The sequence below is a fragment of the Fretibacterium fastidiosum genome, from assembly GCF_964642095.1.
Lineage (GTDB): Bacteria > Synergistota > Synergistia > Synergistales > Aminobacteriaceae > Fretibacterium > Fretibacterium fastidiosum.
The window spans coordinates 587087-602892 of sequence record NZ_OZ209244.1 but is presented as its reverse complement, the minus strand read 5'-3'; the positions used below and the strand labels follow the sequence as shown (position 1 = coordinate 602892).

Genomic DNA, 15806 nt, shown 5'->3' with positions numbered 1-15806 from the left:
CGGAGGGGTTGTAACTCTGGAGAGGGCCTGCGTCATGGCAGATCGGCCGACACCAACACAACACAAGGTGTGTCGGCGATTCAGCCAGCCCCCTTTCACTACTGCGGTTTGGGCACGCACCCCCGCCATCCCCCTGAGATTGCGCCAACGATCCCTCAATCATTCCCCCAAGGTGCCCATCATCGCGTATAATTCCTGAAAAGAGCGTGGGCCCGAAGGGCCGCTCTGGCTCAAGAGGAGGATTGATCGTTCATGGGTGTTCTAAAGCGATACGGGGAACTTCTCCCCATCACGCCGTCCACGCCACAGGTCAACCTGGAGGAGGGCAGCACGCCCCTGATCCCGCTGCCCCGCATCGGGGACCGGCTCGGAGTGAAGCTCTACGGAAAGTTTGAGGGCTGCAACCCCTCGGGGTCCTTCAAGGACCGCGGCATGGTGCTGGCCGTGGCCAAGGCGCTGGAGGAGGGGCGGCGGGCCCTGATCTGCGCCTCGACGGGAAACACCTCGGCCTCGGCCGCCGCCTACGCGGCCTCCGTGGGCATCCCCTGCTACGTCCTGCTGCCCGCCGGCAAGGTGGCGATGGGGAAGCTGGCGCAGGCACTGATGTACGGGGCCACGGTCATCGCCGTGCGTGGCAACTTCGACCGGGCCCTCGAGCTGGCCCGCCGGGGCGCGGAGGAGAGCGGCTGCGCCATGGTGAACTCCGTGAACCCCTATCGACTCATCGGGCAGCGGTCGGGGGCCTGGGAGGTCTGCGAGGCGCTGGGAGGCCGCGCGCCGGACTGGCACGCCATACCGGTGGGGAATGCGGGCAACATCAGCGCCTACTGGGCAGGCTACTCGGAGTACCACAAGCTGGGAAAGATACCGCGCCTTCCCCGAATGATGGGCTTCCAGGCCGAGGGGGCCGCGCCGCTCGTGACGGGCAAGCCCTGCCCCGAACCGGAGACGGTCGCCACGGCCATCCGCATCGGGAACCCAGTCAGCGCACACCTGGCGCGGGCCGCCGTTCAGGAGTCGGGCGGCGAGTTCAACGCCGTGTCCGACGAGGAGATCCTGAGCGCCCAGCGGCTCCTGGCCAGCGAGGGCGGCGTCTTCGCGGAGCCCGCGTCCTGCGCCCCGCTGGCGGGCCTCGTCAAGCTCAAGGGGCAGGGCCGTCTGCCGGAGGGCATCACCGTGACGATGGTCCTGACGGGCAACGGCCTGAAGGACCCGGACACCGCCATGGGACAGGTGGGGCGCCCCATCGAGATCGGCGACTCGCCCGAAGAGCTGTTGAAGGTCCTGGCGGGCCGCTCATGAGGCGGGACGCGGAACCCGTCGTCGCCCTCAAGGTCCCGGCGACGACGGCGAACATGGGACCGGGCTTCGACACCTTCGGCATGGCCCTGTCCCTCCACAACCGCTTCAGCGTGACGGATGTCCTGCCGGAGGGGCGCTTCACGGTCCGCGTGACGGGGGAGGGCGCGCAGGAGCTGGGCGACGTGGAAAAGAACCTGCTCGTCAAAAGCTACTGCCGCGCCTGCGACGAGTGGGGCGTCCCGCGCCGGGGCTTCGCCCTAGAAAGCCACAACGCCATCCCTCTCCGCCGGGGGCTGGGCAGCTCCTCGACGGCCGTGGTGGCGGGCGTGATGCTGGCCAACCTCCTGACGGACGCCCGCGCACCAGAGGACGAAGCCCTGCGCCTCATGACGGCCATCGAGGGGCACCCGGACAACGTCGTGCCCTGCGCCGTGGGCGGCATGACGATCTCCTGCTGGGACGGAGAGCGCCTGTGCTGCGTCCGGCTGCCGCCCCTGCCGCAGGACCTGCAGGCGGTGGCCGTCGTCCCGGACTGCGAGGTCAGCACGGAGTCGGCGCGCGCGATCCTACCCGGCGAGGTGCCCTTTCGGGACGCGATCCTCAACGTCAGCCGGGCGGCCCTCCTCGCCGCCGCGTGGGCCACGGGGCGCTGGGACGTCCTGCCCTTTGTCTCGGAGGACCGGCTGCATCAGCCCTACCGCACGGGGCTGATCCCCGGCGGCGCTGAGGTCCTGGAGGAAGCGCGCCGCCGGTCGGAATGCGCCGCGGCCTTCATCAGCGGATCGGGGCCCACGATGATCGCACTGACCCGCGGGCCGACGGAGCCCGTGGCCTCGGCCATGCGCGCCGCCTTCGCCCGGCACGGCCTCTCCGCCCGCGCCCTCATCCTGAGCGGGACGGCGGAGGGCGCGACCGTGCACGATCGCAGGACGACGGCGAGCCAATGAGAAGTGGAAGGAGTAGATCCCGTCGGTGGGGGCGGATGCCCTGGAGCCGCTCTCCCCGGAGGCCAGCGTGAGACGTCGGAACCCCTATGGCGGCACGGAATTTGAGCAGGCAGCCCCCAGATTGCGGCGGGAAAGGAGTGCCTGGCCGAGCGCAGGACCGCCCTGAAAAGGCGAAAAAAACGCCTGGAGGGGAGCCGGCTGTAGCCATAGGGAATAAATATAGTTCTATATGCCTATTGACTTTGAGGCTTTTTATCCATAATCTTATAAGGGAGGATTTGTGCCCAATTTCGGCAAGGGGGCGGAGGGTCAAACGCCGGTGGACCGGGGGCTCATGTCTGGGGAGAAAACTTTTGGGCCCTGTTGGCCTGAGCTCTTGGGCGATTTCAAATGCTGTTTTCTCTCGGAGGACCGGAGGGATTCGAGTGAGAGGATTGCGGATGAGGCAAATTCGGATGAGAGAGGATCGGATGAGGAGAAAAGTTTTGTCCATCTCGGCTGGAGGGCTGCGGCGACGCGGTGCTTTTGCCCTGGGGGAGGCATTGATCCTGATTATCGTGGTGCTCATCGTCTTCGGTGGTATCTTCGGCAGCATGGCGATGACGATGAGGATGCGTGCTTTTACTCAGGTGGATCTGGACGCGCGTCTTGTGGCGCAGAGCTGGTTCGAGGCGATGGGGACGACGGACAAGTCCATGCTCAAGTCGTCTTCCACGATGTTTTTCGATGCTGTGGCCGATCGGTTGGGCTGGGTGCATGAGGAATCTGCGTACCGTTGGGGTGGGATGATCGTTACGCCGTCGATGACGCCGGCCGTGGGTGGATCGTATCCTATCAAGCTGGATGTGGCCCGTTCCGATGGTGGAAAACTGACGTTTGCCGGGTTTGTGAGCGCCTATGAGGAGCGGAGTGCCGGCCGATAGCTGCCGGTTTTGAGGCGTCGGGGGCTGGCGCGCCTCCGGCCGGGAGAGGATGCAGGCATGAGAAGACGCGGATTGACGTTTGTGGAGCTGATGATTGCCATCGTTGTCGTGGCTATCGTCGGCGGTGCGCTGGTAAGTGCCCTGATGTCTTTTTACAATTCCTATTCCAGTACGGAGGATTACACGTTGGGGCGTGAGGAGCTCGAAAGGGCGTTTCGGGCGGTCGCAGAGGATTTCAGCAACGCGGGCCTGGGGCTCTCGCTGGACGGCGGTCAATTTGCTGCGGCCTTTTATGCAGGAGGTGGTGAGCCTCCTCTCATGGCCCACATGGGGGATATCCAGCGGGGGGATATGGCGTGGGGCGGCGCCATGACGGTGGCTAACGGCGACCTTCCGGATAAGGCCGTCAAGGCCAAGACCTCCTCCGGCTGCTACGTTGGAAATTCGCTCTATTGCGTGTGGGCCGTCCCCACGGGGGTGTTGCTCAGCCCGGATTTTGGCGTGTCTCCGGCCATGCCTCGGGATACCTCCAAGAACTGCGTGAATTACGAAAAGAACAAGGAGATAGCCGCCTATTGGAATGACGCTGAAAACCCGACCCTGAAGCTGTATCCTATCAATGGAGCCTCCGGGATAGGACGTCTCAAGAATTTCAAGACGAACAGCGGACGGGAGATTGGGGTTCTGACCGAGATAAAGAATCATCGGTCGTGGATTGTCCTGCCGAGCTTCGGGGTGCCGTTGCAGGTCAATGGCGTCAATGCGGATCACCTGGAGGCCAGGGTCGCGCCGTTTGCCTTCGCGAGTTCTGCCTTTACGACGCCGGACAAGAAGATCCTTCTGGGAGGGCAGCTCCGCGGCCTCGAGGAGGTGCACCTGCTGCAGGTGGTGCGCTTGCAGGTCCGGAACGGGCGGCTGATCCGCTTCATTTACGAGGAGCACAAAAAGGCCCCGGTCGAGGAGGTCGTGGCGGAGAACATCGCGGCGGCCTGTTTCCGTTTTGATCCTGCTTCCCACCTTCTGACGATGACCCTGGCAGCGCGGGGGATCAACAACCCCAAGGTGAGTCCGGGCGTCCCCGAGTCCTGGCCGAAGCGTGAAGCGCCGGTGGAGGACTATTTCAGCGCGAGGGATCGAAATCTCCGCCTTTTGGTGGAAAGCATGACCTGGAGGATACGGAATTGATGACGTCAGGTGAGAGGTGGGATTGAGTATGGAGAAACGGATGAACACCGGACGGAGGAGGTCGGGGGGCTGGGCCAGACGCAGGCGCGGGTTTATTTTGGTCATGGCGCTGATCGTCATTTTGGTGGGTGCGGCGCTTACCGTGGGGATGCTCGTGTTGACCGAAGGGTTTTCCAGGGGATCGATCTTCCAGCGCATGGCCTACGAGCAGCATATCGACGTTGCGAACGAGGTGAAGCGGATCGAGGCCTTCCTCATCAAGACGAATCAGGATCGGTACGAGGGAGGAGGGCGTGTCCTGCATGGACAGGGGTACACTGCGGCCGATTATGGAAATCCCATCAAACGCCTGGAGGACCTTCAGGTAACGGAGCATCCCGACGTGCTGAGCACGGATCGTACCGAGGGGAATCAGCGATTGGTGGTCCAGGTCTATGACGCCAACTACCGGATCGAGGACCTCACGAAGGACCTTATGGAGCACCCCGCGAAGCTGAGATCCTTTCCCCCTTCGCTCCTGCCTCCTTCGTTCTCGGGCACGGGAAGTTCTTCGAGCCCGGATGGTTCGACGACCGATCCGTCGGTGAGCGGCGGCGGCGGTTCGGTGCAGGTCTCGGTCAGCCAGGAGAAAATTTATGGGGTATTTGGAGCTTACCTCCTTCGGGTGCAGCTCTATACGCGGAAGGACGGGAGCGCTCCGTGGCGCTTTCAGCGCAGCGCGGAGGAGGGGTTCTTTGCCGTCGCCTCCTCCGATATCTCCTAGTGCGGCTCTGCCCTTTTGAGCGGGATGAAGGACGCCGCCGTGGGTTATTTCATAAGGGTTATTTCAAGGGTTATTTCCAAGGGAGGGCTTACGGTGAACGAAAACAGGATGATCCAGGCGCCGTGCGGTCGCGTGGCGCGCTTTTTGCCGGGGTTCCTGGTTGTGCTGCTGTTGTTGGGCACGGGGACGGGCGTGTGGGCCGCCGAGCCCCGGGCCTACGAGAAGTCGATGTATCCGCCGGAGGACAGCCCCGAGGGGTTGCCCCCCAACGTGCTGCTGTTGCTGGACGTCGGGTCCCCGATGACCTTCACGCCCGAGGGGACGATGCCGCAGGATACGGACAGCAATTCTCCGAGTCAGCGTGTCCGGATGCTGAAGGACTGCACCTACGGCTCCGGCGCCCGACCCCATATCGGCAGTAACGGCAGGGAAGAAACGAGTGGAGGGCTCCGGTACGGTCGGGACCTGGACAACAGCAACAACAAGATCGGCGACCCGGACTGCTACTACACGCCCTACGACGGCACCTACCCGGAGAACGGCGAGGGGAGTAGCAAGCCGAACAAACCGTATTTCCTGACGTTCAGGGACAGTGGGTATCACGTGAATCTACCTTCTGGAGTCAGAGTGGGGGACGTTGTAACGGGATATCCGGGTTCTCCCTATGACCCGAAGGCTTTCAAACCCAGCAAGAGGGTCTATGAACAGCTCGTCCCCAACGACAGCCGCCTGTACATCATGAAGCTGGTGCTCTGGCGTCTGACCTCCCCGGAGAACGCGGACCTGTTCTCCCGCATGAGCGTCGCCATGGCCACGAGCTATCAGGAGGATAATTACCCTCATAGAATGTATGCCGATTTTTATAAGGCCCCCGATTGGGGTATCAAGGCGGGTTTCCCTTATGGTGGAGCCCCTGGCTGGGCTACCGGTTTGCAAAACAATTATAGCGCTTCCCAGACTGCCTGGTGTGGGATCAATCGAAATTTTTACAGTTCCAACGATGCCAGGAGATGGCGTCAGGTGAACCGCGCGGTCCTGAAGGTCCCCTTTGGCCGCTTCTACGACGACGCCCAGAAGGCCACGTCCCATCTGACGGCCTTCCGCCGCTACATCGATGGCATCGAGAACCCCCAAGGCAGCAACCCGAACCCGGAGCTCTTTGCCGACGGCAAGACGCCCCTGGCCACCTCCATCGAGGCGCGGCGCCACCATCAAAACAAGAAGGACCCAAATAATCAAGATTTAATCCGCTACTATGGTGCTGACACTGTCGATTATGAGGGTTCATACTTGAAGCTTCGCAAAGGGCAGGCCGCGGGCAGCATCATCGACTTCTTCTCCCCGCTTCCCGGCTCGGGGAGGACGAATGGGCTGAAGTTCGAGACGGCGACCGAGGGGTTCTTCCCCGTCACGGGGCCCTGCCAGCCCAACTGGCTGATCGTCTTCACGGCGGGCAACGACGCGACGGACGCGGGGTACACGGCGGCGGACGCCACGCTGAAGCTCTATGTGGACACCCTGAAGATGCGGGGGCGCAGATGGGACAAGAGCCAGGGCAGGTGGTTGGAGAAGGAGCACGAAATGAAGCAGGGGGTCCGGACCCTGGTGGTGGGGTTCGTGGACCCCACGGCCTCGAAGGCGGAGGCCCTGCGCGAGGACCTGAAAAAGGTGGCGGCGGCCGGGCAGCCCAGGAAGGACGCCTCTGGAAATTGGGCGCCCAGCACGGGGGACCCCAGCATCCAGCCCTTCTTCGCCAACAACGCTTCGGAGCTCCTGAAGGCCCTGACGAATGCGTTCCGCCAGGTCGACTCCGACGCCAAGGCTTCGGGGGCCCCCCTCATCCAGGGAGACCCGATGGGAGGGGAGCACGGTTTGATCTTCGGCGCCTCCTACGAGCCCCGGCGCTATGATGTCTGGGAGGCCAAGTTCCAGTGCTCGTCCCTGGACATCAAGACGGGGAAAACGGTGGGACCGCTTTGGGAGGCCGGGAGGCTCATGGCGGCCAAGGGCTCGGGCAGGAACCTGTGGGCCTGGAGAGGATCCTCCCTGGCGCAGCTGAGCGCCTTGAGCGCAGCCGACCTCTCCCTGATCGGAGACGCCAAAGACCATGCAGAGGAGTTCAAGCGTTGGCTGACGCTCGGCTACTCCAGTGGGGAGAAGCCACAGATTCCCCTGGGGGATATGCAGCACTCCAACTTCGTCTCCGTCCCGAAGGACAAGGCGGTCTACATTCAGACCAACCGGGGCTTCCTGCATGCCCTGGACATGGAGACGGGACAGGAGCGGTGGGGATTCGTCCCGCCCAACGTCCTGAGCCGCCTGCGCAGCATGAAGTTCAATCCCTTGCTGAATTGGCCGTGGTATGGCGGCGACGGAAAGACGACGCCGCGTGCCATTGCCCTGGACCTGCTGGATGGCCTGATGACCTCCAGGAGCGTGAACTTCCAGGACAGCTCGGAGCACCGCGTCATGATCGGCACCCTGGGGCGTGGCGGCTGTGGGCTCTACGCCATGGACGTCACGAGCTCGGACACGGGTCCCAGGATGCTCTGGGCCGTGGACAACTCCTCCTATGATGGCGGAACGTTTCAGAGAAAACTGACGGCATGGGGTGGCTTGAGCGCTGCGGATGCCGTAGATTATGCGGACCTGGGGCTCACCTTCCAGGCTGCCGCCTTCACGAAGCTGAAGGACGGCTCTTTCGTCTGCCTGCTCCCGGCGGGAGTCGGGCTCTCCCTGGGGGAGGACAAGCAGGGCAAGGCGCTCTTCGCCCTGGATCCCGAGACGGGCAAGATAAAGAAAAAGTGGGATACGCTGTCCTCCGGGGAAAACCTTGGGATGGTCGTGGCCCCCATCACCTACGTGGAGCGCGGGGGTGGGCTCGATGAGTTCTTTACGGCGGACAGCGAGGGGCGTGTGCTGCACTGCGAGACGGCGGGTCAGGTGACGAGCTGGGGGCTCAAGAGCCCGTTCCGCCTCGTCACGGTGAGGCCGAAGCAGGACGTGGCAGCCGCGGCGGATGCGAACGTCTCCGAGGACCTGGGGGTCGCGATCCCCAAGGCGTTCTGCGTCGTGACGACGAAGACGGGGCGCTGGCTCTTCGGGGGGACCGCGGACCTGGAGGCACCGGACCTGAACGGAGGGAACTACAGGACGCGCGTCAATCCGCAGCAGTTTCTCTTCGGGCTGAAACTGGAGCCTGGAAAGCCCGGTCTGAAGACGAAGGACCTGAGAGAGTGGACCTACTTCAAGGATAAGCTGACGCCGGCCTACTCCGGAGTGGAGTTCAGCGTGGAGGAGGAGAAGAAACACCTCGTTCAGACTGGCGACAAGGGCTGGTATCTTCGTCTGAGGCCCGCCGTGACCGAATCGGGGGACAGCTCCAGGGGGTGGGGAGCGGAGTTCATGACGACGTCGCCCTATCTTTTCGGCGGCTCGGTGATCGTTACGACATTTATCCCCAGATTGGCATCGACGAGCTGCGACATCGGGATGGGGGACTCGAAACTCTACATGTTCGACCCTGAGACGGGCAAGAGCGATTTTGATGGAAAGGAATACGGGACGACGAACAAGGGACATTCGCTGACGTTCCACAACGTGCGTTTTACGGGCATCACGGCGGTGGGGGACCGGGTGTATCTTGGGGCCCGACAGCTGGAATCCGGTGCTACGAAGGGCGCAGCGGATACCTTGCGGAGTTCGGGAGTGGACGCGAACTCCAGCCAGGACGGCACGCTCCTGAGTTTTAAGAAAAAAATGAAGGGCAATAATATAAAGCTGCCGTATAAACTGGGCTCCTATATCCGTTACTGGCGTGAGACCGTTTCCGGAGATGCTACTGCCTATTGATTTATAATGGGCGAAAGGGAGAGGAGTGTGTGATGATGAGGATGGGCGACGTGTCGCTGCGTCGGGTAGGGACGGTTTTGCTGGTGGCTTTGGTGGCGGCGGGAGCCTTTGCACTCCGTGCAGAGGCCGTGACCGAGATCCCCATGCTGGAGGTTACCGGGACGCTGGAGCGCGTGGAGCCCGTGGAGGGCGGTGAACTCCTTGTCCTGAAGGTGGACGGCAAGGAGGCCTCCGGGCCTCTCTTTTCCGACTGCCATTTCCTGGATGAGCGCGGAACGCTTATCCCCAAAGAGGAGTTTCTGCGGCGCTATATGAAGCGCTATGTGACCGCGGAGCTGAGTGAGGCTGAGGGCTTAATCTACGTCTGTCGGGTCAAGACCGACGCCTGAGGAAGACGTCCCGGGCCCCGGAACGTAAAACACAATGCCAGCTGCCCCCCGCCCGTAGGCGGGGGGCAGCTTCGTCTTCCGACCCGGGCCGTGCCGGACGCCGCCGCCGGATGCGGCTGTCTCCGTCGCGGGGCGGATGCTATAATGCAAAAAGGTCAAAAGGCGAAAGGATACAGTATTGGATTCGCTTGAATTGACCGTCGGAACGCCGCCTTCCCCGGTCCATGCTATAATGAAACTGCCGGCTCGGTAAAGCGTCATCGAGGTGAATTATCGTTCAGTTTTTATTCAGGGGGGTATCGACATGGCACGAATTTTTATCAGCCCGAACCGCTACATTCAGGGAGCGGGAGAGATGAAGAAGGTCGGCGAGTATACGGCAAACCTGGGCTCGAAGGCTCTGGTGCTCGTCAGCCAGGGCGGGAAGAAGCGGAGCGGTGCCGAGATCGAGGCGAGTTTCAAAGCCTCAAAGGCCAGCTGTCAGTTTGAGATCTTCAACGGCGAGTGCTCCCGAAAGGAGATCGACCGCATCGCGGCCGTCGTGAAGGGGGCCGGCTGCGACATCGTGGTGGGCGTCGGAGGCGGCAAGATATTTGACACGGCCAAGTCCGTGGCCAACCAGGCGGGAACTCCCGTGGTCATCTGCCCCACCATCGCTGCCACGGACGCACCCTGCAGCGCCCTCTCCGTCATCTACACCGACGACGGCAAGTTCGAGGAGTACGAGTTCTTCAAGGCCAACCCCAACGTCGTCATCATGGACACGGACATCATCTCGAAGTCTCCCGTGCGCCTGACGGTCTCCGGCATCGGAGACGCCCTGGCCACCTACTTTGAGGCCCGCGCCTGCATGAGGTCCGGCGCCGTCACCTGCGCCGGCGGCAAGACGGGCGGTGCGGCCATGGCCGTCGCGAAGCTGTGCTTCGACACGCTGATGGCGGAGGGCGTTAAGGCCAAGCTGGCCCTGGAGGCCCACGCCTGCACGGAAGCCGTGGAGAAGATCATTGAGGCCAACACTCTGCTGTCCGGCATCGGGTTTGAGAGCGGCGGCCTCGCCGGCGCCCACGCCATCCACAACGGCTTCACCATCCTGCCGGAGTGCCACCACATGTACCACGGCGAAAAGGTCGCCTTCGGCACGCTGACGCAGCTGGTGCTGGAGGACATCCCACAGGAAGAGCTTCAGGCCGTCCTGCGTTTCTGCGTGGCCGTCGGCCTGCCCGTGACGATGAAGCAGCTGGGCATCGAGGACCCGACGCCGGAGAAGATCATGAGCGTCGCCAAGGCCGCCTGCGCTCCCAACGACACGCTGCACAACATGCCCTTCGAGGTCACGCCGGAGAAGGTGTCGGCCGCCATCTTCGCCGCGGACGCCATCGGCCGGCAGGCGCTCAAGGACTACAAGCCGGTGGGCGGTGAAACCCGGTAACGGGCCACCGTCGGAACGCAAAAAAAGAGCGGGCGGGGGATCGGCTCCCCTGCCCGCTCTTTCGTCCCCTCCGCCTCTATCGGATCCGGCCCATGGCCCACACCACGAGGCTGATGAGGACGATGACGACGAAGATGCCCTCCATCCCCTGCCCCATGATCTTCAGGGAGACGATGAAGTTCTGCACGACCTCTGGACTCATGACGCTTCGCCTCCTTACAGGTACTGGGTGACCAGGCTGATGACCAGGCCACCCGCCACCACCGAGGCGATCTGACCGGACACGTTGGCGCCCACCGCGTGCATCAGCAGGATGTTGCCCTTCTCCTCCTCCGCGGCCATCCTCTGCACCACGCGGGAGGACATGGGAAAGGCGGAGATTCCGGCCGCGCCGATCATGGGATTGACCTTCTCCTTGAGGAAGAGGTTCAGCACCTTGGCGAAGACCACGCCGCCGATCGTGTCGAACACGAAGGCCGCAAGCCCGATGAGCAGGATGAGGAGCGTGTCCGTCCGCACGAAGGCCTCCGCCTTCATGCTGAAGGAGATCGTGATGCCCAGGAGCAGCGTGATGAGGTTGGAGAACTCGTCCTGCGCCGTGCGGGACAGCGTGTTCAGCACGCCGCACTCGCGCACCAGGTTGCCGAACATCAAAAAGCCAACCAGCGCCACCGACGCAGGGGCAATGAGCCCGACGATGAACGTCACGAAGATGGGGAACAGGATGCGCGTGCGCCGGGTCACGCTGCCCGGCGTGTAGGCCATGCGGATGCGCCGCTCCTTCTTCGTGGTGACCAGCCGGATGGCCAGCGGCTGGATGATGGGCACCAGCGCCATGTAGGAGTAGGCGGCCACCGCGATGGCACCTATGTAGTTGGAGCGCATGATCTGCGCCACGAGGATGGAGGTCGGGCCGTCCGCCGCGCCGATGATCCCGATGGAGGCGGCGTCCTTCAGGTCGAAGCCCAGGAGCGTCGCGAGGCTGATGGCGACGAAGATGCCGAACTGTGCCGCGGCGCCGAACAGGAACAGCACGGGCTGCGCCAACAGAGGCCCGAAGTCGATCATGGCCCCGATGCCGATAAAGAGCAGGATCGGCAGCGCCTCGGAGGCGCTGATCGTCGTCTCGAACAGCCATTGGATGATCCCCGCCGTCTCCCCGATGCCCGCCATGGACTGATTCACCACGCCGGACAGCGGCAGGTTCACCAGGATGGCCCCAAAGCCCAGCGGAAGCAGCAGGGTCGGCTCATACTCCTTCTTGATGGCGAGCCAGATCAGCGCGCCGCCCACCGCGTACATCGCGGCCTGCTTCGCCGTGACGGCCATGAGCCCCTCCAACAACAGATTCATCGAAAAGCACCCCTCCTAAAGGTCCCGTCAGATTTTTGCGCTTTACAGCGCGTCTATGCACTTCCGCACCTCAGCCCCGTACAACAAAGGAGCCGGTCCTCGCCGGCTCCCCTCTATGATCTCAACGTTCATCGTATACAAAAATGGCTCCACGACCAGGACTCGAACCTGGAACCTAGTGGTTAACAGCCACCCGCTCTGCCGATTGAGCTATCGTGGAATTTCAGCAAGAAGAATTATACTCCTCCGCACGGGGCCTGTCAACAAGCGTCCGCTGCACCCAATTCACAGAAACGAGAAGCGCAGGCAAAGCTGGATTCCTGAGCACCTTCCTGCTCCAACGCCCCTGACCTCTGCTATGCTGATAGAAAGAAAGGCTTGAGTGTGCGGCAAATCACGAAACGAGGTGACGCCATGAGCGGAAAGGACAAAGACCCCTCAGAAAAGGCCGCCAGGGAACCGCGACGCGATGACCTGCGGCCAGACTGCTGAACCTACGCAAGCCGATCTATCGGGAGGCTTGAGGAGTTCAGCAGTCTGGCTGTGCCGAAATAAGACAATTGATCGTCTTATTTCGGCAGACCATGGGGAATGTTCGATAAGGTCTTATCGACGCGCCCGTGTCCACTCCCTGCTGCCCGACCTGGCCAGAGAACTCGACGAGAAACGAGACGTCATGTTCCTCGATAAGGAACTGCGCCGGCTGGGAGGGGTTGTTTCTCAGGCTCAACACCCCCCAGCCCCTTCGGGGCAGCCCCCCTTGCAGGGGGGCCTTTCTTTCCCTTTAGACACAAATTGGTATTACCCCGTTTCAGTTTTCCTGTTTTGATCGGTTTTGAGTGAGAGGGCTTGTTTGCTATAATGAAGCCAGGAGCCGAAGGGATGGGGGAGGGATGCGGATTGCTGGTCAACACGCCCTACGACGACGTGTTCCGAACGCTGTTGAACGATTGTTCGAGCCTGATCATACCATTAGTGAACGAAATCTTTCACGAGTCGTACTCCGGGGACGAGGCGGTGGAGTTCTACCCTAACGGGCACTTTATCAACGGTCAGGACGGCGCGGAGCGAGAGCGCGTCACGGACTCGTGCTTCGGGATACGGGGCAGGTCGCTGAAGAAGTACCACATCGAGTGCCAGAGCACGTCGGACGACACGATGCTGGTCCGGATGTTCGAGTACGACGCGCAGATTGCGCTGGACGCGGGCGAGGTGAGCGAGGGAGTGCTGACGGTGCGCTTTCCTGCGTCGGCGATCCTGTACCTTCGTTGCCGCGCGAGTACGCCGGATGTATTGACGGTCCGCATCGAGCTGCCAGGCGGTGGTTCTGCGGCCTACGATATCCCTGCGATGAAGGCCCAGCGGTACACGCCGGAGGACATCTTCTCCAGGGGGCTGTTGTTTCTCATTCCCTTCCGCATTTTTGCGCACGAGAGACGGTTTGCGAAGTACGAGAGGGACGAGGGGCTGCTGCGGGAGCTTCTGTCCGAGTACGAGGGGATACGGGGTCGGCTCGAGGGGCTGGCGGAGAGCGGGAAGTTGACGGAGTACGTGAAGCGGACACTCGAGGAGATGTCCGGTAAGGTGTTGGAGCACATTGCCTGTGGGCACGAAAAGGTGAGGGAAGGAGTGAAGTCCATCATGGGAGGCCAGGTGTTGGAGTACGAGGCGAAGACGATCCTGAGGGAGGGCATCGCTCTGGGGGAAGCAAGGGGCGAGGCCAGAGGGCTGGCTAAGGGCCTGAACGAGGGTATCACCACCACGGCGCGGCGGATGCTGGGCATGAGATTTACCTCCGAGCAGATATCCCAGGCGACGGGTCTGTCCCCTGACGAGGTTGCGGCGCTGAGGCGGGGGATGGACTGATCGTCGGCCCCCGGTTGTTTTGGCCCCCACTGAAAGGGGGCTGCCCCGCAGGGGCGAGCGCGTCGTTGTGGCGTTCCTCCAATGGCTGTGTTATAATTTCAAAGCTATTGTGGTTAAACCACCGTGGATAACGGTTTGTCTATTGGAGGAGGCGTTTTTTCGTGAAAAAGGGAACCTTTCAGCCGCATGTGAAACCGCGCAAGAGGAAGATCGGCTTTCTTGCCCGTTCGGCCTCGCCGTCGGGGCGCAAGATCCTGCGCAACAGAAGGCGCAAGGGCCGCAAGTGCCTGACCATGGCGTAACTCTCAAAAAGGGGTGGGAGTTTGACCTCGTTTTCCGCACCGGTCTTCGCGTTCAGGGAGAGCTGGTGCGGTTGTTGTTTCTGAGGACGCCAGGCGGGGGGCTGCGCGTCGGCTACGCCGTCGGCAAGCGTCAGGGAAGGGCCCACGTTCGGGTCCGCGGGCGCCGCATCCTGCGGGAGGCCTTTCGCCGGTTGAGCCCGTGGGTCGTGCCGGACGTGGCGCTCGTCCTCTCCCTGAGGGAGAGGGGGCTGGCCTCCGACGCCCGACGGGTGTTCAAGGACATGGCCGCCCTCTTCAGGAGGCGCGGCCTTTTGACGGATGCGTGGGAGGCGCCGGATGACGCGGACTGGAACGCCCCGATCGAAAGAGGCGCCTGAGGGGCGGCGTCCCACGCCGGCGGCGGCGCTCGCCATGCTGCTGGTGCGGGGCTACCAGGTCCTCATCTCCCCCCTGCTGGGCAGGAACTGCCGCTTCTGCCCCACCTGCTCGCAGTACGCGCTCATCGCGCTGAGGGACTGGGGGCTCTTTCGGGGCGGGTGGCTGACGCTGAGGCGCCTCCTGAGGTGCGGCCCCTGGAGCGAGGGCGGCTACGACCCGCCCCCAAGGCGGCCCCGTGGCGAGGGCGCGGACGACAATTTTTGTGACTAGGGATGGTGGACTTATTGGGTTATCTGTGGGATCAAACTCAGGCCTTTATGACGTGGCTTATGATGTGGCTGCTGGAAACCCTGTACGGGGTGACGAATTCCTGGGGGCTGGCGATCATCCTCCTGACGGTCATCGTGCGCATCGCCATGCACCCGCTGACGCAGAAGCAGATGGTCAGCATGCAGCGGATGCAGAAGCTCCAGCCCAGGATCAAGGTGCTTCAGAATAAATACGGCGATGACAAGGAGACGTTGAACCGGGAGATGATGGCCCTCTACAAGGAAGAAAAGATCAGCCCTGCCGCGGGGTGTCTGCCCCTCCTGATTCAGCTCCCCATCTTCATCCTGCTCTACCGCGTGCTCTACAACAACGATTTTGCGGGGGCCACGTTCCTGACGGTCCACCTCGACGGATCGGTCCTCACAACGATGGCCGACGCGCTGAACCTGGTGGACAAGGCGGGCGTCCCGATCCCTCGCGATCAGCTGGGGGTTGTCATGGTCTTTTTCTCCTCCTTCACCAACCTTCCCCTCCTCTTCTCGAACGTCGGCATGTGGCTGCCCAACATGATCCTGCTGATCCTGATCGCCTTTCTGACGTGGTATCAACAGCACCTGAGCTCAGCGGGGAATCCGCAGATGGCCATGATGAGCTGGTTCATGCCGCTGCTCCTGACGTTCATCTGCATCGGCCTGCAGGGCGGCGTCCTGCTCTATTGGGGCGTGTCCTCCCTGATGGGCGTGGTGCACCAGCTGCGCGTCATGCGCAAGACGGACGAGGAGATGCGGCAGAAGCCCGTCCTGCTTCAGGAGAAGCCGGCGAAGGAGAAGCCCCTGTCCTGAGCGCA

Annotated in this window: 15 protein-coding genes and 1 tRNA gene; 13 read left to right on the top strand and 3 right to left on the bottom strand. The window is 62.6% G+C overall.

Features of this window, described 5'->3' with window-relative positions; genetic code table 11:
* The first annotated feature begins 252 nt into the window (after positions 1 to 252).
* From thrC to ACK28C_RS02730, 8 genes are all read left to right on the top strand, one after another.
* Positions 253 to 1302 carry a threonine synthase gene (gene thrC, locus ACK28C_RS02765; RefSeq protein ID WP_015556661.1) on the top strand — a complete coding sequence of 350 codons (1050 nt, stop codon included), beginning with the start codon at positions 253 to 255 and terminating at the stop codon, positions 1300 to 1302.
* Complete coding sequence (gene thrB, locus ACK28C_RS02760; protein WP_015556662.1) at positions 1299 to 2249, top strand: homoserine kinase; 951 nt, start codon at positions 1299 to 1301, stop codon at positions 2247 to 2249. The genes thrC and thrB overlap by 4 nt, the downstream gene beginning before the upstream one ends.
* Before the next feature lie 440 nt (positions 2250 to 2689).
* Positions 2690 to 3172, top strand: coding sequence for a hypothetical protein (locus ACK28C_RS02755; RefSeq protein WP_409152426.1), 483 nt, complete (start codon positions 2690 to 2692; stop codon positions 3170 to 3172).
* Positions 3173 to 3229: 57 nt separating this feature from the next.
* Entirely contained in the window at positions 3230 to 4357 is a 1128-nt protein-coding gene (locus ACK28C_RS02750) for a type II secretion system protein J (protein WP_208873303.1), read from the top strand.
* Positions 4358 to 4379: 22 nt separating this feature from the next.
* Positions 4380 to 5120 carry a hypothetical protein gene (locus ACK28C_RS02745; RefSeq protein ID WP_409152425.1) on the top strand — a complete coding sequence of 247 codons (741 nt, stop codon included), beginning with the start codon at positions 4380 to 4382 and terminating at the stop codon, positions 5118 to 5120.
* A gap of 93 nt (positions 5121 to 5213) precedes the next feature.
* Entirely contained in the window at positions 5214 to 8972 is a 3759-nt protein-coding gene (locus ACK28C_RS02740) for a PilC/PilY family type IV pilus protein (RefSeq protein WP_208873305.1), read from the top strand.
* A 32-nt stretch (positions 8973 to 9004) separates the two neighbouring features.
* The gene (locus ACK28C_RS02735; protein ID WP_015556665.1) at positions 9005 to 9361 is read left to right on the top strand and encodes a hypothetical protein; all 357 of its coding nucleotides are present in this window, start codon (positions 9005 to 9007) and stop codon (positions 9359 to 9361) included.
* Between the two features lie 304 nt (positions 9362 to 9665).
* Positions 9666 to 10790, top strand: coding sequence for a glycerol dehydrogenase (locus ACK28C_RS02730; RefSeq protein WP_015556666.1), 1125 nt, complete (start codon positions 9666 to 9668; stop codon positions 10788 to 10790).
* Positions 10791 to 10866: 76 nt separating this feature from the next.
* On the opposite strand, the gene ACK28C_RS02725 is transcribed toward ACK28C_RS02730, so the two are convergent.
* The 3 genes from ACK28C_RS02725 to ACK28C_RS02715 form a co-directional block, all read right to left on the bottom strand.
* Positions 10867 to 10992, bottom strand: coding sequence for a hypothetical protein (locus ACK28C_RS02725; protein WP_015556667.1), 126 nt, complete (start codon positions 10990 to 10992; stop codon positions 10867 to 10869).
* 14 nt (positions 10993 to 11006) lie between these two features.
* Entirely contained in the window at positions 11007 to 12143 is a 1137-nt protein-coding gene (locus ACK28C_RS02720) for a sodium ion-translocating decarboxylase subunit beta (protein ID WP_015556668.1), read from the bottom strand.
* Between the two features lie 144 nt (positions 12144 to 12287).
* A tRNA-Asn gene (locus ACK28C_RS02715) sits at positions 12288 to 12363 on the bottom strand.
* 680 nt (positions 12364 to 13043) lie between these two features.
* Between ACK28C_RS02715 and ACK28C_RS02710 the strand changes: the two genes are divergently transcribed.
* The 5 genes from ACK28C_RS02710 to ACK28C_RS02690 all read left to right on the top strand — a co-directional run bounded on the left by ACK28C_RS02710 (position 13044) and on the right by ACK28C_RS02690 (position 15801).
* Positions 13044 to 14009: a hypothetical protein gene (locus ACK28C_RS02710; protein ID WP_243440628.1), complete on the top strand. Its 966-nt coding sequence runs from the start codon at positions 13044 to 13046 to the stop codon at positions 14007 to 14009.
* Positions 14010 to 14170: 161 nt separating this feature from the next.
* A complete protein-coding gene (rpmH, locus tag ACK28C_RS02705; protein ID WP_208873312.1) occupies positions 14171 to 14311 on the top strand; it encodes a 50S ribosomal protein L34 in 141 nt (46 codons plus the stop codon).
* Positions 14293 to 14688: a ribonuclease P protein component gene (locus ACK28C_RS02700; RefSeq protein ID WP_208873314.1), complete on the top strand. Its 396-nt coding sequence runs from the start codon at positions 14293 to 14295 to the stop codon at positions 14686 to 14688. Before rpmH ends, ACK28C_RS02700 begins: the two co-directional genes overlap by 19 nt.
* Positions 14648 to 14959: a membrane protein insertion efficiency factor YidD gene (gene yidD / locus ACK28C_RS02695; RefSeq protein ID WP_208873316.1), complete on the top strand. Its 312-nt coding sequence runs from the start codon at positions 14648 to 14650 to the stop codon at positions 14957 to 14959. The genes ACK28C_RS02700 and yidD overlap by 41 nt, the downstream gene beginning before the upstream one ends.
* A 62-nt stretch (positions 14960 to 15021) precedes the next feature.
* The gene (locus ACK28C_RS02690) at positions 15022 to 15801 is read left to right on the top strand and encodes a YidC/Oxa1 family membrane protein insertase (RefSeq protein WP_015556670.1); all 780 of its coding nucleotides are present in this window, start codon (positions 15022 to 15024) and stop codon (positions 15799 to 15801) included.
* Positions 15802 to 15806: the final 5 nt, after the last annotated feature.